The following is a 16873-nucleotide window of genomic DNA, read 5'->3' as shown; positions in this document are numbered from 1 at the left end:
ATGCTATCTTCTCCTTCTTTTATAATGATTAGCTTTTAGAGCTGGGAGTTTTCAACCTTACTTTTCTTTACGTTTAACTGTTAGTAGAGCTACTGATAAAACAAGACTGAGACTTGCTAGGAAGGCAGCTGTATCAGATCGACTTTCACCTGTTTCTGGAAGTCTTGCTGAATTTGCTTTTCCTGGATTATTTCCAGAAACCTCTCCCTGAGCTGCTAGCCCATGAGCTTGGTCTACTGATTCTACTGGTTCTTGGTTTTGTTCTTTATAGACAATCGCATAAAGTCCTAGATCTTTGGTTGTAAATTCAATCATATCACCTACAAGCGTCACCTTTTGAACCTGCAAGCCTTGATCTAAGCTCATGTGATAAACTCCTTGAACCTGACCCTTGACTGGCAATCTCACTAGAACAGCACCTTTAAGTTCAACTTCTTGATTGTCCTTATCCAGCAATTTCACTTGATAAGCATCGTAGTGCTTACCAGCTAATTCTTGACGTAGAACCTTTTGAACTTGAAGCTTGAGGTCTTTAGATAACTCTGTAGTTAGCCCTGCTACCAGAACTCCAGTTTCCTTATCAGTCAAGATACGGACCTCTTCGGCTGGTTTAACAAGACTTGGTGCAGGCTCATTTCCAGCTGTAGCCACTGTTCCTGTGTAATCTGGTAATTCATTCTTAGCGGCTTCTAGCGCATTGACGCCACCCTTGAATTCTGGGATTTCTACTACTGGAGCTGGTTCGTCGCCTACTGTGCCAACTGCCTCTGTGTATTCTGGCAATTCATGCTTAGCAGCCTCTACTGCATTGACGCCGCCCTTGAATTCTGGGACTTCTACTACTGGTGCTGGTTCGTCTCCTACTGTACCGATTGCATTTGTGTACTCTGGCAACTCATGCTTAGCCGCTTCTACTGCATTGACACCACCCTCAAATTCTGGCACTTCTACTACTGGAGCTGGATCCTCACCTGCTGTACCAACTGCCTCAGTGTATTCTGGCAACTCATGCTTAGCGGCTTCTACTGCATTGACACCACCTTCAAATTCTGGGACTTCTACTACCGGAGCTGGTTCGTCGCCTTTACTTGTTGTCGGTTCTGGATCGTTTTCCACTTCTTGATAGAAGGTAGTCATTTCGTAGAACTCTGGTTCTCCACCTTCCCAAGAAACTTTTACATCGAGAATCCGTGGATTTTTTCCTGAAAGGGCAAAGGTTTGGAAACTTGATCTTACTTCACCCAAATTTTTCCAGACTGATTCACCAGCATCATTCAAGGTACGAACTTGGACATTTACTTTTGCACCTTCTGGCAAGTCAGCAATCAAGCGAACATGATTGACCTTGGTTTCTTCAGATAAATGATAAACAAGCTCTCCTTTATCTTCAGTAGCTGCATAGCTTGTCAATACATTACCGTCAGTCATATTTTTCTTCAGGTTATCCGCTGCTTCTCTACCATTTCCTGTCACTGTAGGATTATTTTCAGGATTGATAAATTCACCATCATTGATCACGATTTCGCTAAATCCTACAAAACGAGCATTATAATCCGCTGTAAAGAGAACACGCATAAACTTAGCGGTTACAGGTTGATCCAGAACACCTTCGATATAACGATTTCCTGGGTTGGCAGAATCATGTGTCCATCCGTCGGTCAAGGAATTATCACGAATTTCATTTTCCACACCATCTCCGACTGTTACAACATCCGTCCAATTCTTACCATCTTCACTGACTTGAATCTTTCCATCACGCAAATAATTACGCTGAGCATCCTGAATATAGGCACGAATCTTCTTGATTTGACGAGTTGTGCCAAGTTTCATGACAATTTCCCCGTTTTTACGTTGATAATCAGAAAATTCTACAAAATTATTAAAGTCTCCATCAAAAAGTTGACCTAAATTGTGAATGCGACGAACATCATTAGCACCATAATATTGGTGAATACCCATAGTGGTTGATATGAGTTCAGTTGGATCCACTTCTTTTGTCTTGACGACTAATTTTCCAGTAGGAAGCGCTTGATCCTTATCTGTCTTGTTCACGATGCGTACATAGCGTACCAAGGCGTGTTCTGGAAGTTGGTCAGCGCTCATCCATTCTACTTCATTTGCTGAATATTCCAGTGTCAAACCTGTTTCACCTGCACCTTCAAGTGCAATTGAACTAGCTTCATGGAGGCGGTCTAATTTCAAGCCAAGATAGCCATTTGCTGGAAGATGATTCCCTTGAGGTAAGGTCATTTCATAGCGACCACGACTGTCTACTACTGGCGTTTCCTTCAGGCTGTCGACATTGGTGACGGTCAAATCAGTATTTGGTGTATCAACGTCAACTCTAAAGTCCGCAATTCTCCACCATTTGCTGAGAAGCTGTGTATTACGAACACGAACGTATTGGGCTGTGAAGGTTTGGCTAATATCTGAAATTCGATCCCCAGCTAAGGTCTGAAGTGTCTTCCAGTTTGTACCGTCTGTAGAATATTCGATGACACCAGCTGTTAGTTTATCACCTTCCCCTTGAACTAGATGAACATGTTTCACTTTCTTAGCTCCACCCAAGTCCATTTGAACCCAAGCATTTTCTGGAGTCACATTTGTTTGATTGGCATGAGCCATCATAGATTCGGTGTTATCTTTGCCATCTTGCATTTGAAGCACACTGGTTCCATACTTGTAAACCAGATTTGGACTAAGGGTAATGGTTCCTTTTACCTTCTTGCTTCCAAGTTCGAGCGGTCTATTGACGGCAATCTCACGCATGGCAAGCCAAGCATTATCTTTCTTAGCAGTGGCACGCATGCGAACTGCTTGTGCCGTAATATCAAGATTAGTAAATTCAAGCGTACGTTCTCTACCTGTGTAGGCTGGACTTGTGAGAGCTACCCAGTCGCCCTGTTCGTTTTGATACTCGACAAGGGCATTACCAAAGGTATAATTATCGGCTGTCTTTGTTCCTGTAGCAAAACCTAGCGTATGGACCTTAATGGCTTTATTGAAACGAAGTCCTACATAATCATCTCGTTCAATAACGGTTGTCGTCTTGACAATCGCATGAGTATCCAAGTCGCCATCTGTTACTTCTGCAAGACCTCCTTCAATCCCCGCACGGTTGGTAATAAAGGTGGTCACAAGTTTATCTGGATGAAGCATGGTCTGGATATGTGTTGCCAAGTATTCCTTTAAGTTATTGATAAACGGACGAATATGTTGCACTCCAAACTCTGCACGTTCATAATGGTCCACATAAAAGAAGGAATAACTAATGGACTGATCGTAATACTTAACCCCAGCATAGTAATACTCCCAAACCTTAGCATCATTCTTTTCAGCCAGACCTTCTGTCGCTGTCAGCAAGGCTTCTAAAGCATCCATCTGATCCACTGTATTATCTAACCAGTAGTGGATTTGGTCAATAAGCTTCTTGTCCCCTTTTTCTTTCAGAAGGAGGGCGTCAGCCTTCAAGTTTGCAAAGATATCCTTTAATTCTTTTCTCTCTGCGTCTACATTTTGACCAGCCTTCAATTTGTTATAAAAGTCTGTCAATTTAGGTGCAAGCTCAACAGATTCTTCCAATTTTGTGACATGTGGAGGACGGTTTTGGTTGCGCATATGCTTACCAAGTTCACGAAAGGCTTTTGATACATCACTTTCCTCAAAATTTCCATTGACCACATAGTTAAAGGCCATATCATTGATTTTTTCAGCTTCTTCCGCACTTCTCCATTGTTTCCAACCATACTGAGCCACATCAAAAAGGGCTACCTTTGAAGCTTCGGATTGTTGCATCGGATTTAGCATGATGCCCTGCGCCAAGGACAAATCAACATTGGGATGTAAGAATTTTTCACCACCACCTAGAATCAAGTGTTGCTTGGTATTATCATTACAAGGCCAGTTAATCCAGAAATGAATCGGACGATACTTCTTGCCACCTTCTGTCAAATTCTTCTTCAAATTTGTTAGGAAGGTTTGGTCAACTGCACCCCAAACTTTTCCTCCTGTTAGAGTTAAATGGACCGTTTCTGGAAGGCGTTCATTGAGCGTACGAAGTTCATCTTCTGTCCCTTGTCCCATATACCAGGCTGGAACGAAAATCATATCTTTACGAAGGCCGCTATATTTTGTTTCTTGTTCAGTTAGCCAATTTGTCAGGTCGGTCATTAACCGAACATAACTATTGTAGCCACCAACAGGCCAGGCCGCATCATCAGCTAGAACCCCAAATTCACGCACACCTGCATCCAGCAATTGGGTGAATTTCGCTTTAATGACATCTAAATCCTGTTTATATAATTCATCCGTATCAAAACGCATCTTATTATGCATAAATGGATGGATGGTCCATACATAACGAGTCTTTGTTTCATTCCCCACACGAGCTAGATCACGAATCTCTGACATTTTTTCTTCTGGATAGAGTTCACGCCATTTTGCATTGTGATAGGGATCGTCTTTAGGCGCAAAGAAGTACTGAGTTAGCTTCAAGTCGCCACCATAGCGCATCAACTCCTCACGGTTTTCCTTGGTCCAAGGATTTCCATAATAACCTTCGATAAAGCCACGATTCTTCACTTCTGCGTAGTCTTCTACGGTCACATCTCGAAGAACTGGGACAGGACTCTCCTTCAGCATCTGTTTCAAGGTTGTTAGTCCAAAGAAGACAGCATCGGTATCCTTTCCGACAATCGAAATCTTATTGTCCTTCACGCGCAAGACATAGGCATCAATTTTATCGTATAATTCAGACGAAATATCTTGGACTTCTTTTTCTGCCAGAGGAGCTTTCCCACGCACTCCAAGGAAAATGTTGGTCGCCCCTTCTGTAGCTTTTGTACTGGTAGTGTAAGACACATTACTAGCTTGGAGAACTTCTTTGGCACGGTTACGTGTATAGATATCTAAGCCATCGCTAAAGACAAGGTTTACCTTTCCTTCTAGAGCAGTAACACCATCGCCATAAGTAACCTTTTGAGGTCTTGGAAATACCGTATATTCTTTTTTAGCTACTTGAGATTTTGCGGCATCAATTTCTGCATTACTTGCAGGTTTGTCTGCTGTAAATGAATCAGCTTTCTCCACCGTTCCATTTACTTCAGCTGGTTTCGTGGGTTCTATTACTGCATTGGTCTCAGTAGGAGCTACTTCTGTAGAAGCATTTTCTACGGTTGTTACTCCCTTCTCTACTGTAGAATTTTTAGTTTCTACTGGTTTTGAAGAAGTTTCTTCGAGAGCTTGGGACTTAGTAGCTACCTCTTCCACTTTAGTCTCTGAAACAAAGTCTGCCTCTGCACTTTTAATAGCGCCTGCCAAATCTGGTGATAACTTATCCTCTGGTGGAAGCTGTGTAAGACTGGTTTCTGCTTCTAGTGCGGACTCTGTCTCTGCAGCTTGTACCATGCTGGCTCCAAAGATACTCGCACCAACCATTACTGAAGCTGCTCCTATTGCAAATTTTCGAATGCTATAATGACAACGTTTCTCAAAAAATTGATGATCCATCTTTCTTCTATTCCTTTCCTCCAACCACTCATCTAAGCGGTTTCATCCCTATTTTAAAAAATGGAGAGAAACAAGAGGTCCTCTCCATATGGTTGTAGCATTTTTCGATCCTATCCACTGGGATAGTCCAAGTATTTCTACAATCAATCAGCAATGTAGAGTTCCAAACTCTATTTTTCTTTACGTTTAACAGTTAGTAGAGCTACTGATAAAACAAGACTGAGACTTGCTAGGAAGGCAGCTGTGTCAGATCGACTTTCACCTGTTTCTGGAAGTCTTGCTGAATCTACTTTCTCTGAAGCATTTTCAAAGTTTTCTCCCTTAACTGCTGGTTCATGAGCTTGTTCTACTGGTTTTACTGGTTCTTGGTTTTGTTCTTTATAGACAATCGCATAAAGTCCTAGATCTTTGGTGACAAATTCAACCATGTCACCTACAAGCGTCACCTTTTGAACCTGCAAGCCTTGATCTAAGCTCATGTGATAAACTCCTTGAACCTGTCCCTTGACTGGTAATCTCACTAGGACAGCACCTTTGAGTTCAACTTCTTGGTTGTCCTTATCCAGCAATTTCACTTGATATGCATCGTAGTGCTTACCAGCTAATTCTTGACGTAGAACCTTTTGAACTTGAAGCTTGAGGTCTTTAGGTAACTCTGTAGTTAGCCCTGCTACCAGAACTCCAGTTTCCTTATCAGTCAAAATTCGAACCTCTTCGGCTGGTTTAACAAGATTTGGTGCTGGCTCATTTCCAGCTGTAGCCACTGTTCCTGTGTATTCTGGTAATTCATTCTTAGCGGCTTCTAGCGCATTGACGCCACCTGTAAATTCTGGGACTTCATTCTTAGCTGCCTCTACTGCATTGACACCACCCTTGAATTCTGGGATTTCTACTACTGGAGCTGGCTCATCGCCTACTGTGCCAACTGCATCTGTATATTCTGGTAACTCGTTTTTAGCGGCTTCTACTGCATTGACTCCGCCCTCAAATTCTGGGACTTCTACTACTGGAGCCGATTCGTCGCCTACTGTGCCAACTGCCTCTGTGTATTCTGGTAACTCGTTTTTAGCGGCTTCTACTGCATTGACTCCGCCCTCAAATTCTGGCACTTCTACCACTGGAGCTGGTTCGTCACCTACTGTGCCAACTGCATCTGTGTATTCTGGCAATTCATGCTTAGCTGCTTCTGCAGCATTGACTCCGCCCTTGAATTCTGGGACTTCTACTACTGGAGCTGGTTCGTCACCTACTGTGCCAACTGCCTCTGTGTATTCTGGCAACTCATGCTTAGCAGCCTCTACTGCATTGACGCCGCCCTCAAATTCTGGCACTTCTACCACTGGAGCTGGTTCATCACCCTTACTTGTAGTAATGGCTGGTTTGACCTTGACTTCAACAACTCGATCTTGCGCCTCTGTCGTATCTGTATGAACAGTGGTACGGTTAGATCCTAGAACCTCAACATAATCAACTCTTTCACCCTTCTTACCTTCTGAGATTACACGACGTTCATCTTGAGCTAAGTCATTGTTTTCACGAATAATTTCCTTAAATGGAATTTCGGTCTTGACAACTTCTAAACTTGGTCGTTCGAGAACAGGACTTTGGTCACCTTCTTCAGGAACTATACGGTGACTAGGCTTGAAGTGAATACGATATTCCTTGACAAGACTACCATCCTTAGCAAGGAGACGAACAAGGCTAGGAAGGTTATCCTGACTAGATTCAACAACCGTTGTCACACCGTGACCACTTGCTTGAGCAGTCACCTGTGGTTTAGTGCCATTTAAGCTCACTGTATAATCTGAAACCGCAGGATCAAAGTTTTCCAATGCTTTTCCAGCAACCGAAATAGTCACTGAAGGAGTTTCCACATCGTTTGCTTTAGCAGGAGAGTAAGCACTAAATTCGACCATTGCTAGACCATTAGTTGTAGATTTACGAGTCATACGTGCTCGAATAGCTGTTGTCTGAATTGGATCAAAGGTAAATTCGATTGGCTTACCAGCCACGATTTCTCCAGACGCCTTATAAGGAATTTCTTGCCAATTTTCTGCCTTGTTAAATGGATGATCCGCATTTTCTTCATAACGAGAAATAGTACTTGGTTCTGTATAGGCAGGCCCAACATATCTTTCTAGTACCATTTTAGCTGGTGCATCTGTTCCACTGTCTTTAAAGAATTGAATAGCTACTTTTCCAACAGATTGAGGTGTAATCTGACCATTCTTCTTAAAGAGAATTCCCACAGATGTTTCTTGGTCTTTCGGAGTACGAGACCAGTTAGTCCAACGTCCATCTTCGTTAAAGTGCCCATCGTTGATATAGAAAATCTTATCCCGAGAAGCTGCTTGTGTGTCATTTGTAGTAGACGCAAAGGCTTTAGAATCAGTCTCATTATTATTTGCATTTTCTGAAATGACTTGATTACCTTTTATAACAACTGTTACTTGCATCTTGGTTGTTAAGTCTGTTCCTAGAACATGACCAAGAACTTCAAAGCTACCTTCTTCGGCAGTCGCATGTTCTGGAACTGCATCCCATTGTACAGCAAGGTTAGCCTTAACCCAGCCAGTCTGTGATGGATAGTAGACTGTTACCTCTGCAGGCAATTGAAGTTGATCACCAACATTCAAGGTCTGGGCACTATTTTCTGCAGCTACTGGTTGTGTTGACTCTTTTTCGTCATCACGGAAGATGCGGTATTCTTTCAAGATGGTTCCGTCTTCTGCTTTCAAGATAAGGCGTGTCGCACCTTTTTCACTTGTTGCAGGAACAACTGTTACCACACCGTTGTTGCTGGCTGTTGCAGTGATTTCCTTGCTTGCTTGAGGAATATAATAATCTGTCTTAGACGGATTGAAATGCTCAAGCTTCTTGCCATCTACTTGGATAGAAATTTCTGAGCTGGTAGCACTTGGAACTTTACTTCCTAAAATAGTGATTTCTGTCAATCCAACACCAGCAGTTCCATCTGCTTTCTTCATACGCATACGAACAGCATAAGTTTCAACCTTATCAAATGTAAAGTGGTTTGTTTGACCTGCAGATAATTGTCCTGGAGCTTTGAGATGTTCAACTTCTTTCCAGTTGGCAGCATTGTTGAATGGATGGTTGGTATCACGCTGAGCATTATTGACATCATTTGGAAGATCTGGAACTTCTTGACCGACATAGTATTCAATAACATATTCTTTTGGAAGTCCGATTGCCCCGTCTGTGTAGAAATCGACTGATAGATTGTCTACAAAACGTTTGGTCAAATCACCAGAGTTACCAAACAAGATAGATGCCCAGTCATTATCAGTATTTGTTCTCCAAGTTGTCCATCTGTTCTTGACATCTGTGCTAGCTCTTGAAACTGTCAAATCGTTCAAGGTATTTGCCGAATCATCACCACCCGTATTGGACACGATAGCTGCTGGCAATTGGGAACCCGTCCATTGTTTCGAGATATTATTTCCCGCAACAACCTGACTGGAAACACGAACATGAGCCTTGGTAGTCAGATGGCTACCCACTAATTGACCCTTGATTTCATAGATACCTTCAGTCTGACTAAAGTTAGCTGGCACCTTATCCCAAACGACATCTTTATAAACCGTTGTTCCATTAGAATGGTAGGCACGAACGTTAGCTGGCAATTGAACTGTTTCACCCTTAGGTAGAGTTAAACTGATTTCCTCAGCAACCTGCAAACCTTCAACAGTCACGTTTGCAGTAGCTTCAATATCTGTACCTTCTACATGACCTTTTAGGGTAAAGCTATGATAGCTAGCAAGTTCTTTTTCATTCACCTTATCCCAAGTTACAGTTACCTTACGAGGCAAACCTTTGTCAAATTCTGCTCCGATTTGATCAGGCAAATTCGGTTGCTGATTGATATCTGTAGAGGTCGTCACTGGATGAAGCTTGACAATTTTCTTGTCTACTGTATTTTCTTTTATCACAAGTTCAGTGGCTACAGATTGAGTCTTATCAGTTTGATTGTCAATACGAGGAGTGAGGGTTACACTACCTTTCTTGTAAAGAAGCAAGTTCTGACCATTTACCTCCAGATGACCACCATCAGCTGACTTAGCTTCCAAATGGATATCTGATGCTGAAAATTCAGTCTGTGAACCATCCTCATAATGACCAATTACATGATAAGGAAGAACTTGATCTTCTGTTGCATTTTCTTTTCCTTCTACACTTACTTCCAAGCGTGTCAAGGCAGGAGCTTCTTTCACAAATTGAATCAAGTAAGTTTGAACCAAGTCACCCTTTTGATCACTCAAGAACACAGAAGCCTGATAATCATTAGCTGCCGAAGCCTGTTGAACTGTTACCTGATAGCCAGTAGTTTGTGCACCAACACTTGGGATTTCAGCAGTATAAGGAAGGGATACTCGGTAGTAGGTCTTTCCAGGCTCAAAGTTTTCAAGAGTCTTATCTCCAACTGTGAGACCTGTAACAGTACTTTCTGTTTCCTGATCACTTGCGATAAAGGTTGCTGTCACCTCGTAGTCATTTCCAACTAATTTACCAGTTGCTTCAGTACGTCCACCTTCTTTTGTCAAGGCAGAAGGATCTTTCAAGGTCCAAGAAACGACATCCGCATCAACCAAGTTACCATCTGACAAAACAGCCGTTACAGTTTTATCCAAATCTTCTGCAGCTGTACCAACTGGCACAGTTGCTACCTTAGGCAACCACTTATCGAGCGCAACCACCTTAACAAGGGCTTCAGCCTTAGCTTCAAGTCCTTCCACGCTACCAAGAACTTTTTTCTCACCTGCACTAGTAAGGAGATCATCTGGTATATCCCAAGTTACAGCTTTTTCTTCAACACTGCCGTCGCTATAAATAGCTGTCACAGTTTTTGGCAATTTAGGATCCTCACTGACATCAGTTCTTGCCTTAACAGGGGCAAAAGCAACAAAGTGACGGTTTTCTTTCTTACCTGAAACAGTTGTGACTGTTGCTTGATCAGAAGCTAAATCTGCAGAATCTGCAAAGAGGGTAAATTTCCCTTCTTTTTCAGTGGATTTAACAATGACAACACCTTTACCATTGAAGGCTTTTCTCTGCCATGTGCCGTCTTTCTGAGCTTTGTAGCGTTCACGGCTAGCTTGTTCTCCATTATCCACACCAACGATTTGTCCTTGGCCATGAAGATTGAAATGAACAAGATTATTGGCAGTTGGAACGACATTGCCATCTTCATCAACGATTTCATAATGGATATAAGACAAATCTTTACCGTCTGCAGTGATGACATGTTCTTCCTTGGTGAGTCGAACTCTAGCTGGCTCCCCTGCTGTTGTCACACTAGCACGCGCAATTTCTTTGCCATTTTCATCACGAGCAATAGCAGTTAAGGTACCTGGTCTATAGTCAACCAACCACTCAAGATACAATTCACTTGGTTTAGCTCCCTCGTGATAAGGGCGCCCATCTTCAGTTGTTTTCTTAACAAATTCTTTCTTACCAAGGGATTCGTTATTCAAGAACAATTCTACGCTAGCAGCATTTGAGAAGGTCCGAACTGGAACCTTGCCATTGATGAGCATATTACGTTCCTTGAGCGTTTCTTCTGTCCAATTCCAGTGTGGCATGATACGAACAGTTGGTTTTTCTTTGGCACTATACCACTCACTACGGTATAAATAGAAATCATTCTTAGGCAATCCTGCCGTATCAATGATACCAAAGTAAGAGCTTTTCACTGGTGTATTATCTTGATTATGCCATGGTGTAGGTTCCCCGATATAGTCAAAACCAGTCCAGATGAACTGACCTGCATAGCCAGCACGATCACGGTCAAAGGTCCATGATTCAGTAGCTGTTCTACCCCAGGCTACGCGGTCATTACCATAGTCTGATTGTTCATAGTGACGATTTGGACGATTGTCGTGATAGAGATTTTTAGCAGGATAAAAGTAGGAATCACGTGTTCGAGTCGCTGAAGAAGTTTCAGAACCATAAATCAACCAGTCTGGATGGGCTTTACGAACAGCGTCGTAAAAACGCTCTCCATAGTTCATACCTACAGCATCCATGATTGCTGCTAATTCTAAGAACAAGCCCGTAGAAGCACGACTGAATTTGTTTTCACCCATGGTCACATAGCGCTCGGTATCGATAGCTTTGATAACTGCTTTCAAGCGCTTAGCTGTTTCTAGTGATCGTTCTCCACCATCAGCCTCATCAACTTCATTTCCGAGTGACCACATGATGATTGAAGGATTGTTTTTATCTCGTTCAACCATGGTTCTAAGATCAAAATCAGACCACTTCTCACCCTTCTTGGCTTCTGGGTGAGTTGCATCTTGGTCAAAGAAACGTCCATAGTCATACGTTTTCTTGCCACGATACCAAGTATCAAAGGCTTCTTCTTGGACCAAAAGTCCTAGATTTGCAGCAGCGTCAAGCAACTGTGGACTTGCTGGATTGTGGGTTGTACGGATTGAGTTAACTCCCATATCTTTTAGGAGTTTTAATTTTCGGTAGGTTGCCTTATAGTTTTCTTCTGCCCCCAAGGCTCCATTATCATGGTGAATACTAACTCCATGGAATTTCATTCTCTCGCCATTAAGAGAGAAGCCTTCCTTGGCTGTCCAGTTGAAATAACGATAACCAAAAGTATCTTCTGTCACATCAACTAGCTGCCCGTCATTATAAACCTTGGTTTTTAGAACATAGAGTTGAGGATGGTAGCTTTTTGTTGTCCAGAGAGTTGGTTTATTAACCAAAATCGTTTGCTTAAAGTCAGCTGTCTCATTTCCTGCTAGACTCTTAGTTACAGAACGAATCAAATCTGAAACAGCCTTACCTTCCTTAGTAAAAATCTGTTGCTCTACATATACCTTAGCTAGAGTCTTGGCAGTATTTTTGATTTTGCTTTGAATTTGTGTTTCAACATTGCCATCTTTTTGTTCAGCCAATTTTGGAGTGGTAATATGGTTTCCATTTTCAGCCACCTGTACCTTATCACGATAGCTTAAAGTCACATCTCGATAGATACCGCTTCCTGAGTACCAACGACTACTTGGCTGCTTATTAGTAACTTGGACCGCAATGGTATTTTCACTACCATCTTTATTTAAAAATTCAGTGATGTCATATGAAAAATGATTATAACCACTTGGATAATGACCGACAAATTTGCCATTTACATAAACCTTAGAGTCCATGTAAACTCCATCAAAATTAATACGAACATCCTTGTCCTTGGCAGCTTCGTCTACAGTAAAGGTCTTACGATACCAGGCAGTCCCACCATTTAATTGACCACCCTCATTTCGAGCAGGAGACTTGTGATCAAAATCAAAATAGATACTCCAATCATGAGGAAGGTTCAACTTAGACCAGTCATGAACATCTACATCTTTCTTAGAAAAATCACCTTGAGAATTTAATTTAAAATACCAGTCTTTGTTGAAATTTTGTTTTCTCTCTTCAAGAAGCTGATTTTCTTTTTCCTTCTCTTTTGTAGCTTGAGGTGATTCACTTGCAGAAGCTTTTTCTTCCTTGCTTTTATCATCCGTTACAGGTTTATTTTGATTAGGTGTATCAGTATGTTCTTCTCGAACTGCTGGCTTTTCAGCATTTGCTTCTGAAACTGTAGACTCTTTCCCCTCTACTTCAGCAGCAGGTTTTTCAGTTTTTTCAACTTTGTCTTCTTTAGGGCTGACTACTTCCGCTTCCTTTTCTTCCTTAGGACTTGTTGCCTCAGTCACCTTTTCTTCAGTTATTGGTTTTGCGGATTCAACAGTATCACTTTCTTTTTCAGTAGCGGAATATTGTGGGCCATTTTGCTCAGCTTTTGCAATGGCTGCAGCAATATCATCTGGAAGCTTATCTAAAGGTTGAACTTGATGAATCGTTTCCTCACTGGGACTTGTTGTTTCGGTTTCAGCTGCTTGAGCCACCTGAAGACCAAATATACTAGCTCCAATCATAACTGAAGCCGCACCAATGGCAAATTTACGAATACTATAATGACACCGTCTTTCAAAAAATCTCTTATCCATTATTGTTCCTTTCCAATGCTCTAGTAAGCGATTACATTTTACTCCAAAAAATAAACCTCCCTCTAGACGCTTACTTATTTTATCCATATAAATATTGATGCTTTTAATATATCAAAATAGTAGAGTTTTTTCAATAATTTGTAGAAGTTTTACTGTAATTTTATTAAAAGAAGTGCAAGAAAAAAACAAGTTCATTTTTTAGAACTTGTTTCTTCACTATATAAAATCAATGCTTGTATTATTTAACCAAACTACGCAATGCCGCCTGATAAGTCTGCTCCATCAACATAGTAATGGTCATAGGTCCAACTCCACCAGGTACAGGTGTGATATGGCTAGCGATTGGCGCAACAGCATCATAGTCAACATCTCCACAGAGCTTGCCATTTTCATCTCGGTTCATCCCCACATCAATAACAACAGCCCCAGATTTGACAAAGTCAGCAGTCACAAATTTAGCACGACCGATTGCTACGACAAGAATATCGGCCTTAGAAGCTACCTTGGCAAGATTGTGTGTTCGTGAGTGGGTTAAGGTTACAGTTGCATTCTTAGCTAATAACAACTGGGCCATTGGTTTACCGACGATATTAGAACGACCAATGACGACTGCATTCTTACCTTCTAGTTCAATCCCATACTCATGAAACATTTCCATAATACCAGCTGGAGTTGAAGGGATCATAACTGGATGACCAGACCAAAGGCGCCCCATGTTGAGCGGATGAAAACCATCCACGTCCTTTTCTGGATCAATAGCCAATAAAACTACTTCTTCATCGATGTGTTTTGGTAAGGGTAACTGCACCAAAATACCATGCCAAGCTGGATCGTGATTGTATTTGGCAATCAAGTCCAACAATTCCTCTTGGGTAATGGTCTCAGGAACTCGCACGACTTCACTTTGGAAACCTGCAGCTATCGCTGAACGTTCCTTGTTACGAACGTAAACCTGACTGGCTGGATTTTCTCCCACTAAAATAACTACCAAACCAGGCACCAAACCTGTCTCTTCCTTCAATTTCGCAGTCTTTTCAGCCAATTGTCCTTGTAGCTTGGCTGCTAAAGCCTTGCCATCAATAATCTGTGTCATGTGTTTTCTCTTTTCTAACAAATATCTTCTATTATATCAAAAAAACACTTGTCCCTCTAACACTTCTTACCTAAGAGACCTTATAGTCTGAAACTATAAGAAAAAGCTCAGTTGGAGCTTTTCATGATATTCTTACAAAACCTTACTCAAGAAATCCTTGGTTCTTTGTTCTTGGGTTTGTTCAAAGACTTGCTCTGGAGTTCCGTCTTCGACAACAACACCGTCAGCCATAAAGATGACACGGTCTGCTACTTCACGCGCAAAGCCCATCTCATGTGTTACGATGACCATGGTCATACCTGACTTGGCAAGTTCCTGCATAACCGCTAGTACTTCCCCTACCATTTCTGGGTCTAGGGCAGAAGTCGGTTCATCAAAGAGTAGGACATCTGGTTCCATGGCAAGACCACGAGCAATAGCGATACGTTGTTGCTGCCCACCAGACAAACTTTGTGGATAAGCATTTGCCTTATCTGGTAAACCAACTTTTTCCAAGAGCTCATGCGCTCTTTTCTCAGCAACTTCCTTACTTTCCCCTTTGGTCTTGATAGGAGAAAGCGTGATGTTATCCTTCACTGTCATATTGGGGAAGAGATTGAACTGTTGGAATACCATTCCCATCTTTTCACGCATGGCAAAGAGGTCGTTTTTCTTATCTGTAATGTCTACTCCTTCAAAAATAACCTTGCCTTTTGTCGCTTCTTCGAGGAGATTCATAGAGCGAAGGAGGGTTGACTTCCCGCTACCTGATGGTCCGATAATCACCACAACTTCCCCTTTTTTGATTTCAAGATCAATCCCTTTTAAAACTTCATTCTTTCCAAAGCTTTTATGAAGGTTTTCAATTTTAATTAGCGTTTCAGTCATTATTTTTTCTCTCCTTGTCCCATACGATTTTCAAAAGCTTTCAAGGCTAGTGTCAAGATAGAGGTCATAATCAAGTAGTAAAAGGCTGCAAATAAGAGTGGAGTTAAAGGCAAGTAGGTGGTTGTTGACACCGTAGTAGCTCCATTCCACAATTCCATGACACCGATTGCTGACAAGAGTGAACTATCCTTGATAATGGTAATAAACTCATTCCCCAAGGCTGGCAAGATATTCTTGATGGCCTGTGGCAAGATGACATAGCGCATGGCATTTTTAGGACGAATCCCTAGAGAGTAAGCCGCCTCTAATTGACCTTTAGGTACTGCATTGATACCAGCACGAACTGTTTCTGATACATAGGCACCACTATTCATAGAGATAATGATAATCCCTGGAATCAAACGTGAAAAATCAACTCCCAAAACTCCAATCTGAATTGTCGGAGCATTGATATGCATAAGAGCAAAAGCAATCATGATCTGTACCATCATAGGTGTTCCACGGAAAATCCAAATATAAACATTGGCAAGCCAAGTTATGGGCTTCATTTTAGAACGTTGAGCAAAAGCCAAGACTACCCCTAAAATTGTCCCCAAAAAGACAACCAAAACAGAGATCAAGACTGTTACGAGAGCACCATAGTTAAAATATGGCAGATATTTAGGTAAAAAAGAAAAATTCATAAATCCACTACTTTCTAATTTCTAACTTAAAACTTGTATGAGTATAACATGTTTTGAATAAAAATGCAATCTTTTTCCTTTTATTTTCAATAAAATTTCAAAGAAAACAGAAATAGCAAGAAATCTTAGTTTTTTCTAGTCAAGTGGATACTCTTTATGGTAAAATAGTAACGATAAGAAATGAAGGAGAATCAAAATGGAATCACATTTGGTTAGAATCATCAACCGCCTAGAAGCAATGACAAAAGATGGTGGTAACTTAAAACGTAACTTTGAGCGCGAGGGAGTTGTTGTAGCTGAAGTTGCTTTTAACCATGATGAAGAAAATGGCCCAATCTTTACACTTCGTGATGTTGAAGCTCGTGAAACATATACTTTTGACAGCATCGACTTGATTGCGATGGAAATTTACGAACTTCTATACTAATAATAGATATACAGAGGTTGGGACAAAAGATCCCGACCTCACTTTTTATTAGCAATCAAACTTTGACGCGGTAGCTGATTGGACTTTTCGTTCGTCTTTTAGACTTCCAAAACTCCTAATCATCTTCGCGGGGCTGGGACTACGAAATCGAGACTTTGTCTATCGATTTCTTATACGAAAACTCAAAAGAGCGCAAAAAGACTCCCCTTGTGATATAATGAAGGTGAAAAAATTGTATTAGGCTACTGGCTCGTCTCTAGTAGCCTTTTTTGTAGCA

General features: G+C 41.5%; 5 protein-coding genes and 2 pseudogenes. 1 reads left to right on the top strand and 6 read right to left on the bottom strand.

Translation table 11 applies throughout. The features are described 5' to 3' along the window. Nucleotides 1-57: 57 nt before the first annotated feature. From QM911_RS01555 to QM911_RS01530, 6 genes and pseudogenes are all read right to left on the bottom strand, one after another. Nucleotides 58-5148 (bottom strand): annotated as a pseudogene (locus tag QM911_RS01555) (SIALI-17 repeat-containing surface protein); the annotation flags it as partial. A 291-nt stretch (nucleotides 5149-5439) separates the two neighbouring features. Next, a pseudogene (locus tag QM911_RS01550) lies at nucleotides 5440-5508 on the bottom strand (YSIRK-type signal peptide-containing protein); the annotation flags it as partial. 170 nt (nucleotides 5509-5678) lie between these two features. Next, nucleotides 5679-13526, bottom strand: coding sequence for an SIALI-17 repeat-containing surface protein (locus tag QM911_RS01545; protein WP_414312892.1), 7848 nt, complete (start codon nucleotides 13524-13526; stop codon nucleotides 5679-5681). A 238-nt stretch (nucleotides 13527-13764) separates the two neighbouring features. Next, the gene (locus QM911_RS01540) at nucleotides 13765-14619 is read right to left on the bottom strand and encodes a bifunctional methylenetetrahydrofolate dehydrogenase/methenyltetrahydrofolate cyclohydrolase (RefSeq protein WP_414312891.1); all 855 of its coding nucleotides are present in this window, start codon (nucleotides 14617-14619) and stop codon (nucleotides 13765-13767) included. A gap of 132 nt (nucleotides 14620-14751) precedes the next feature. Further along, nucleotides 14752-15486 (bottom strand): amino acid ABC transporter ATP-binding protein, encoded by a 735-nt coding sequence (locus tag QM911_RS01535; RefSeq protein WP_000140935.1) that lies wholly within the window; start codon nucleotides 15484-15486, stop codon nucleotides 14752-14754. Then, a complete protein-coding gene (locus QM911_RS01530) occupies nucleotides 15486-16169 on the bottom strand; it encodes an amino acid ABC transporter permease (protein ID WP_371620906.1) in 684 nt (227 codons plus the stop codon). The genes QM911_RS01535 and QM911_RS01530 overlap by 1 nt, the downstream gene beginning before the upstream one ends. A gap of 196 nt (nucleotides 16170-16365) precedes the next feature. On the opposite strand from QM911_RS01530, the gene QM911_RS01525 reads away from it, so the two are divergent. Continuing rightward, complete coding sequence (locus tag QM911_RS01525) at nucleotides 16366-16596, top strand: DUF1797 family protein (RefSeq protein WP_000443576.1); 231 nt, start codon at nucleotides 16366-16368, stop codon at nucleotides 16594-16596. Nucleotides 16597-16873 lie beyond the last annotated feature (277 nt).

This window comes from Streptococcus infantis, from assembly GCF_047460825.1.
Taxonomy (GTDB): Bacteria; Bacillota; Bacilli; order Lactobacillales; family Streptococcaceae; genus Streptococcus; species Streptococcus infantis_V.
The sequence above is the reverse complement of the archived record's forward strand: the minus strand, read 5'-3'. Positions and strand labels throughout refer to the sequence as shown.

What these genes read in the sequence shown, in the direction of transcription:
- QM911_RS01545 (WP_414312892.1), bottom strand. Translation starts at nt 13,526, where the DNA reads ATGGATAAGAGATTTTTTGAAAGACGGTGTCATTATAGTATTCGTAAA.
- QM911_RS01540 (WP_414312891.1), bottom strand. Translation starts at nt 14,619, where the DNA reads ATGACACAGATTATTGATGGCAAGGCTTTAGCAGCCAAGCTACAAGGA.
- QM911_RS01535 (WP_000140935.1), bottom strand. Translation starts at nt 15,486, where the DNA reads ATGACTGAAACGCTAATTAAAATTGAAAACCTTCATAAAAGCTTTGGA.
- QM911_RS01530 (WP_371620906.1), bottom strand. Translation starts at nt 16,169, where the DNA reads ATGAATTTTTCTTTTTTACCTAAATATCTGCCATATTTTAACTATGGT.
- QM911_RS01525 (WP_000443576.1), top strand. Translation starts at nt 16,366, where the DNA reads ATGGAATCACATTTGGTTAGAATCATCAACCGCCTAGAAGCAATGACA.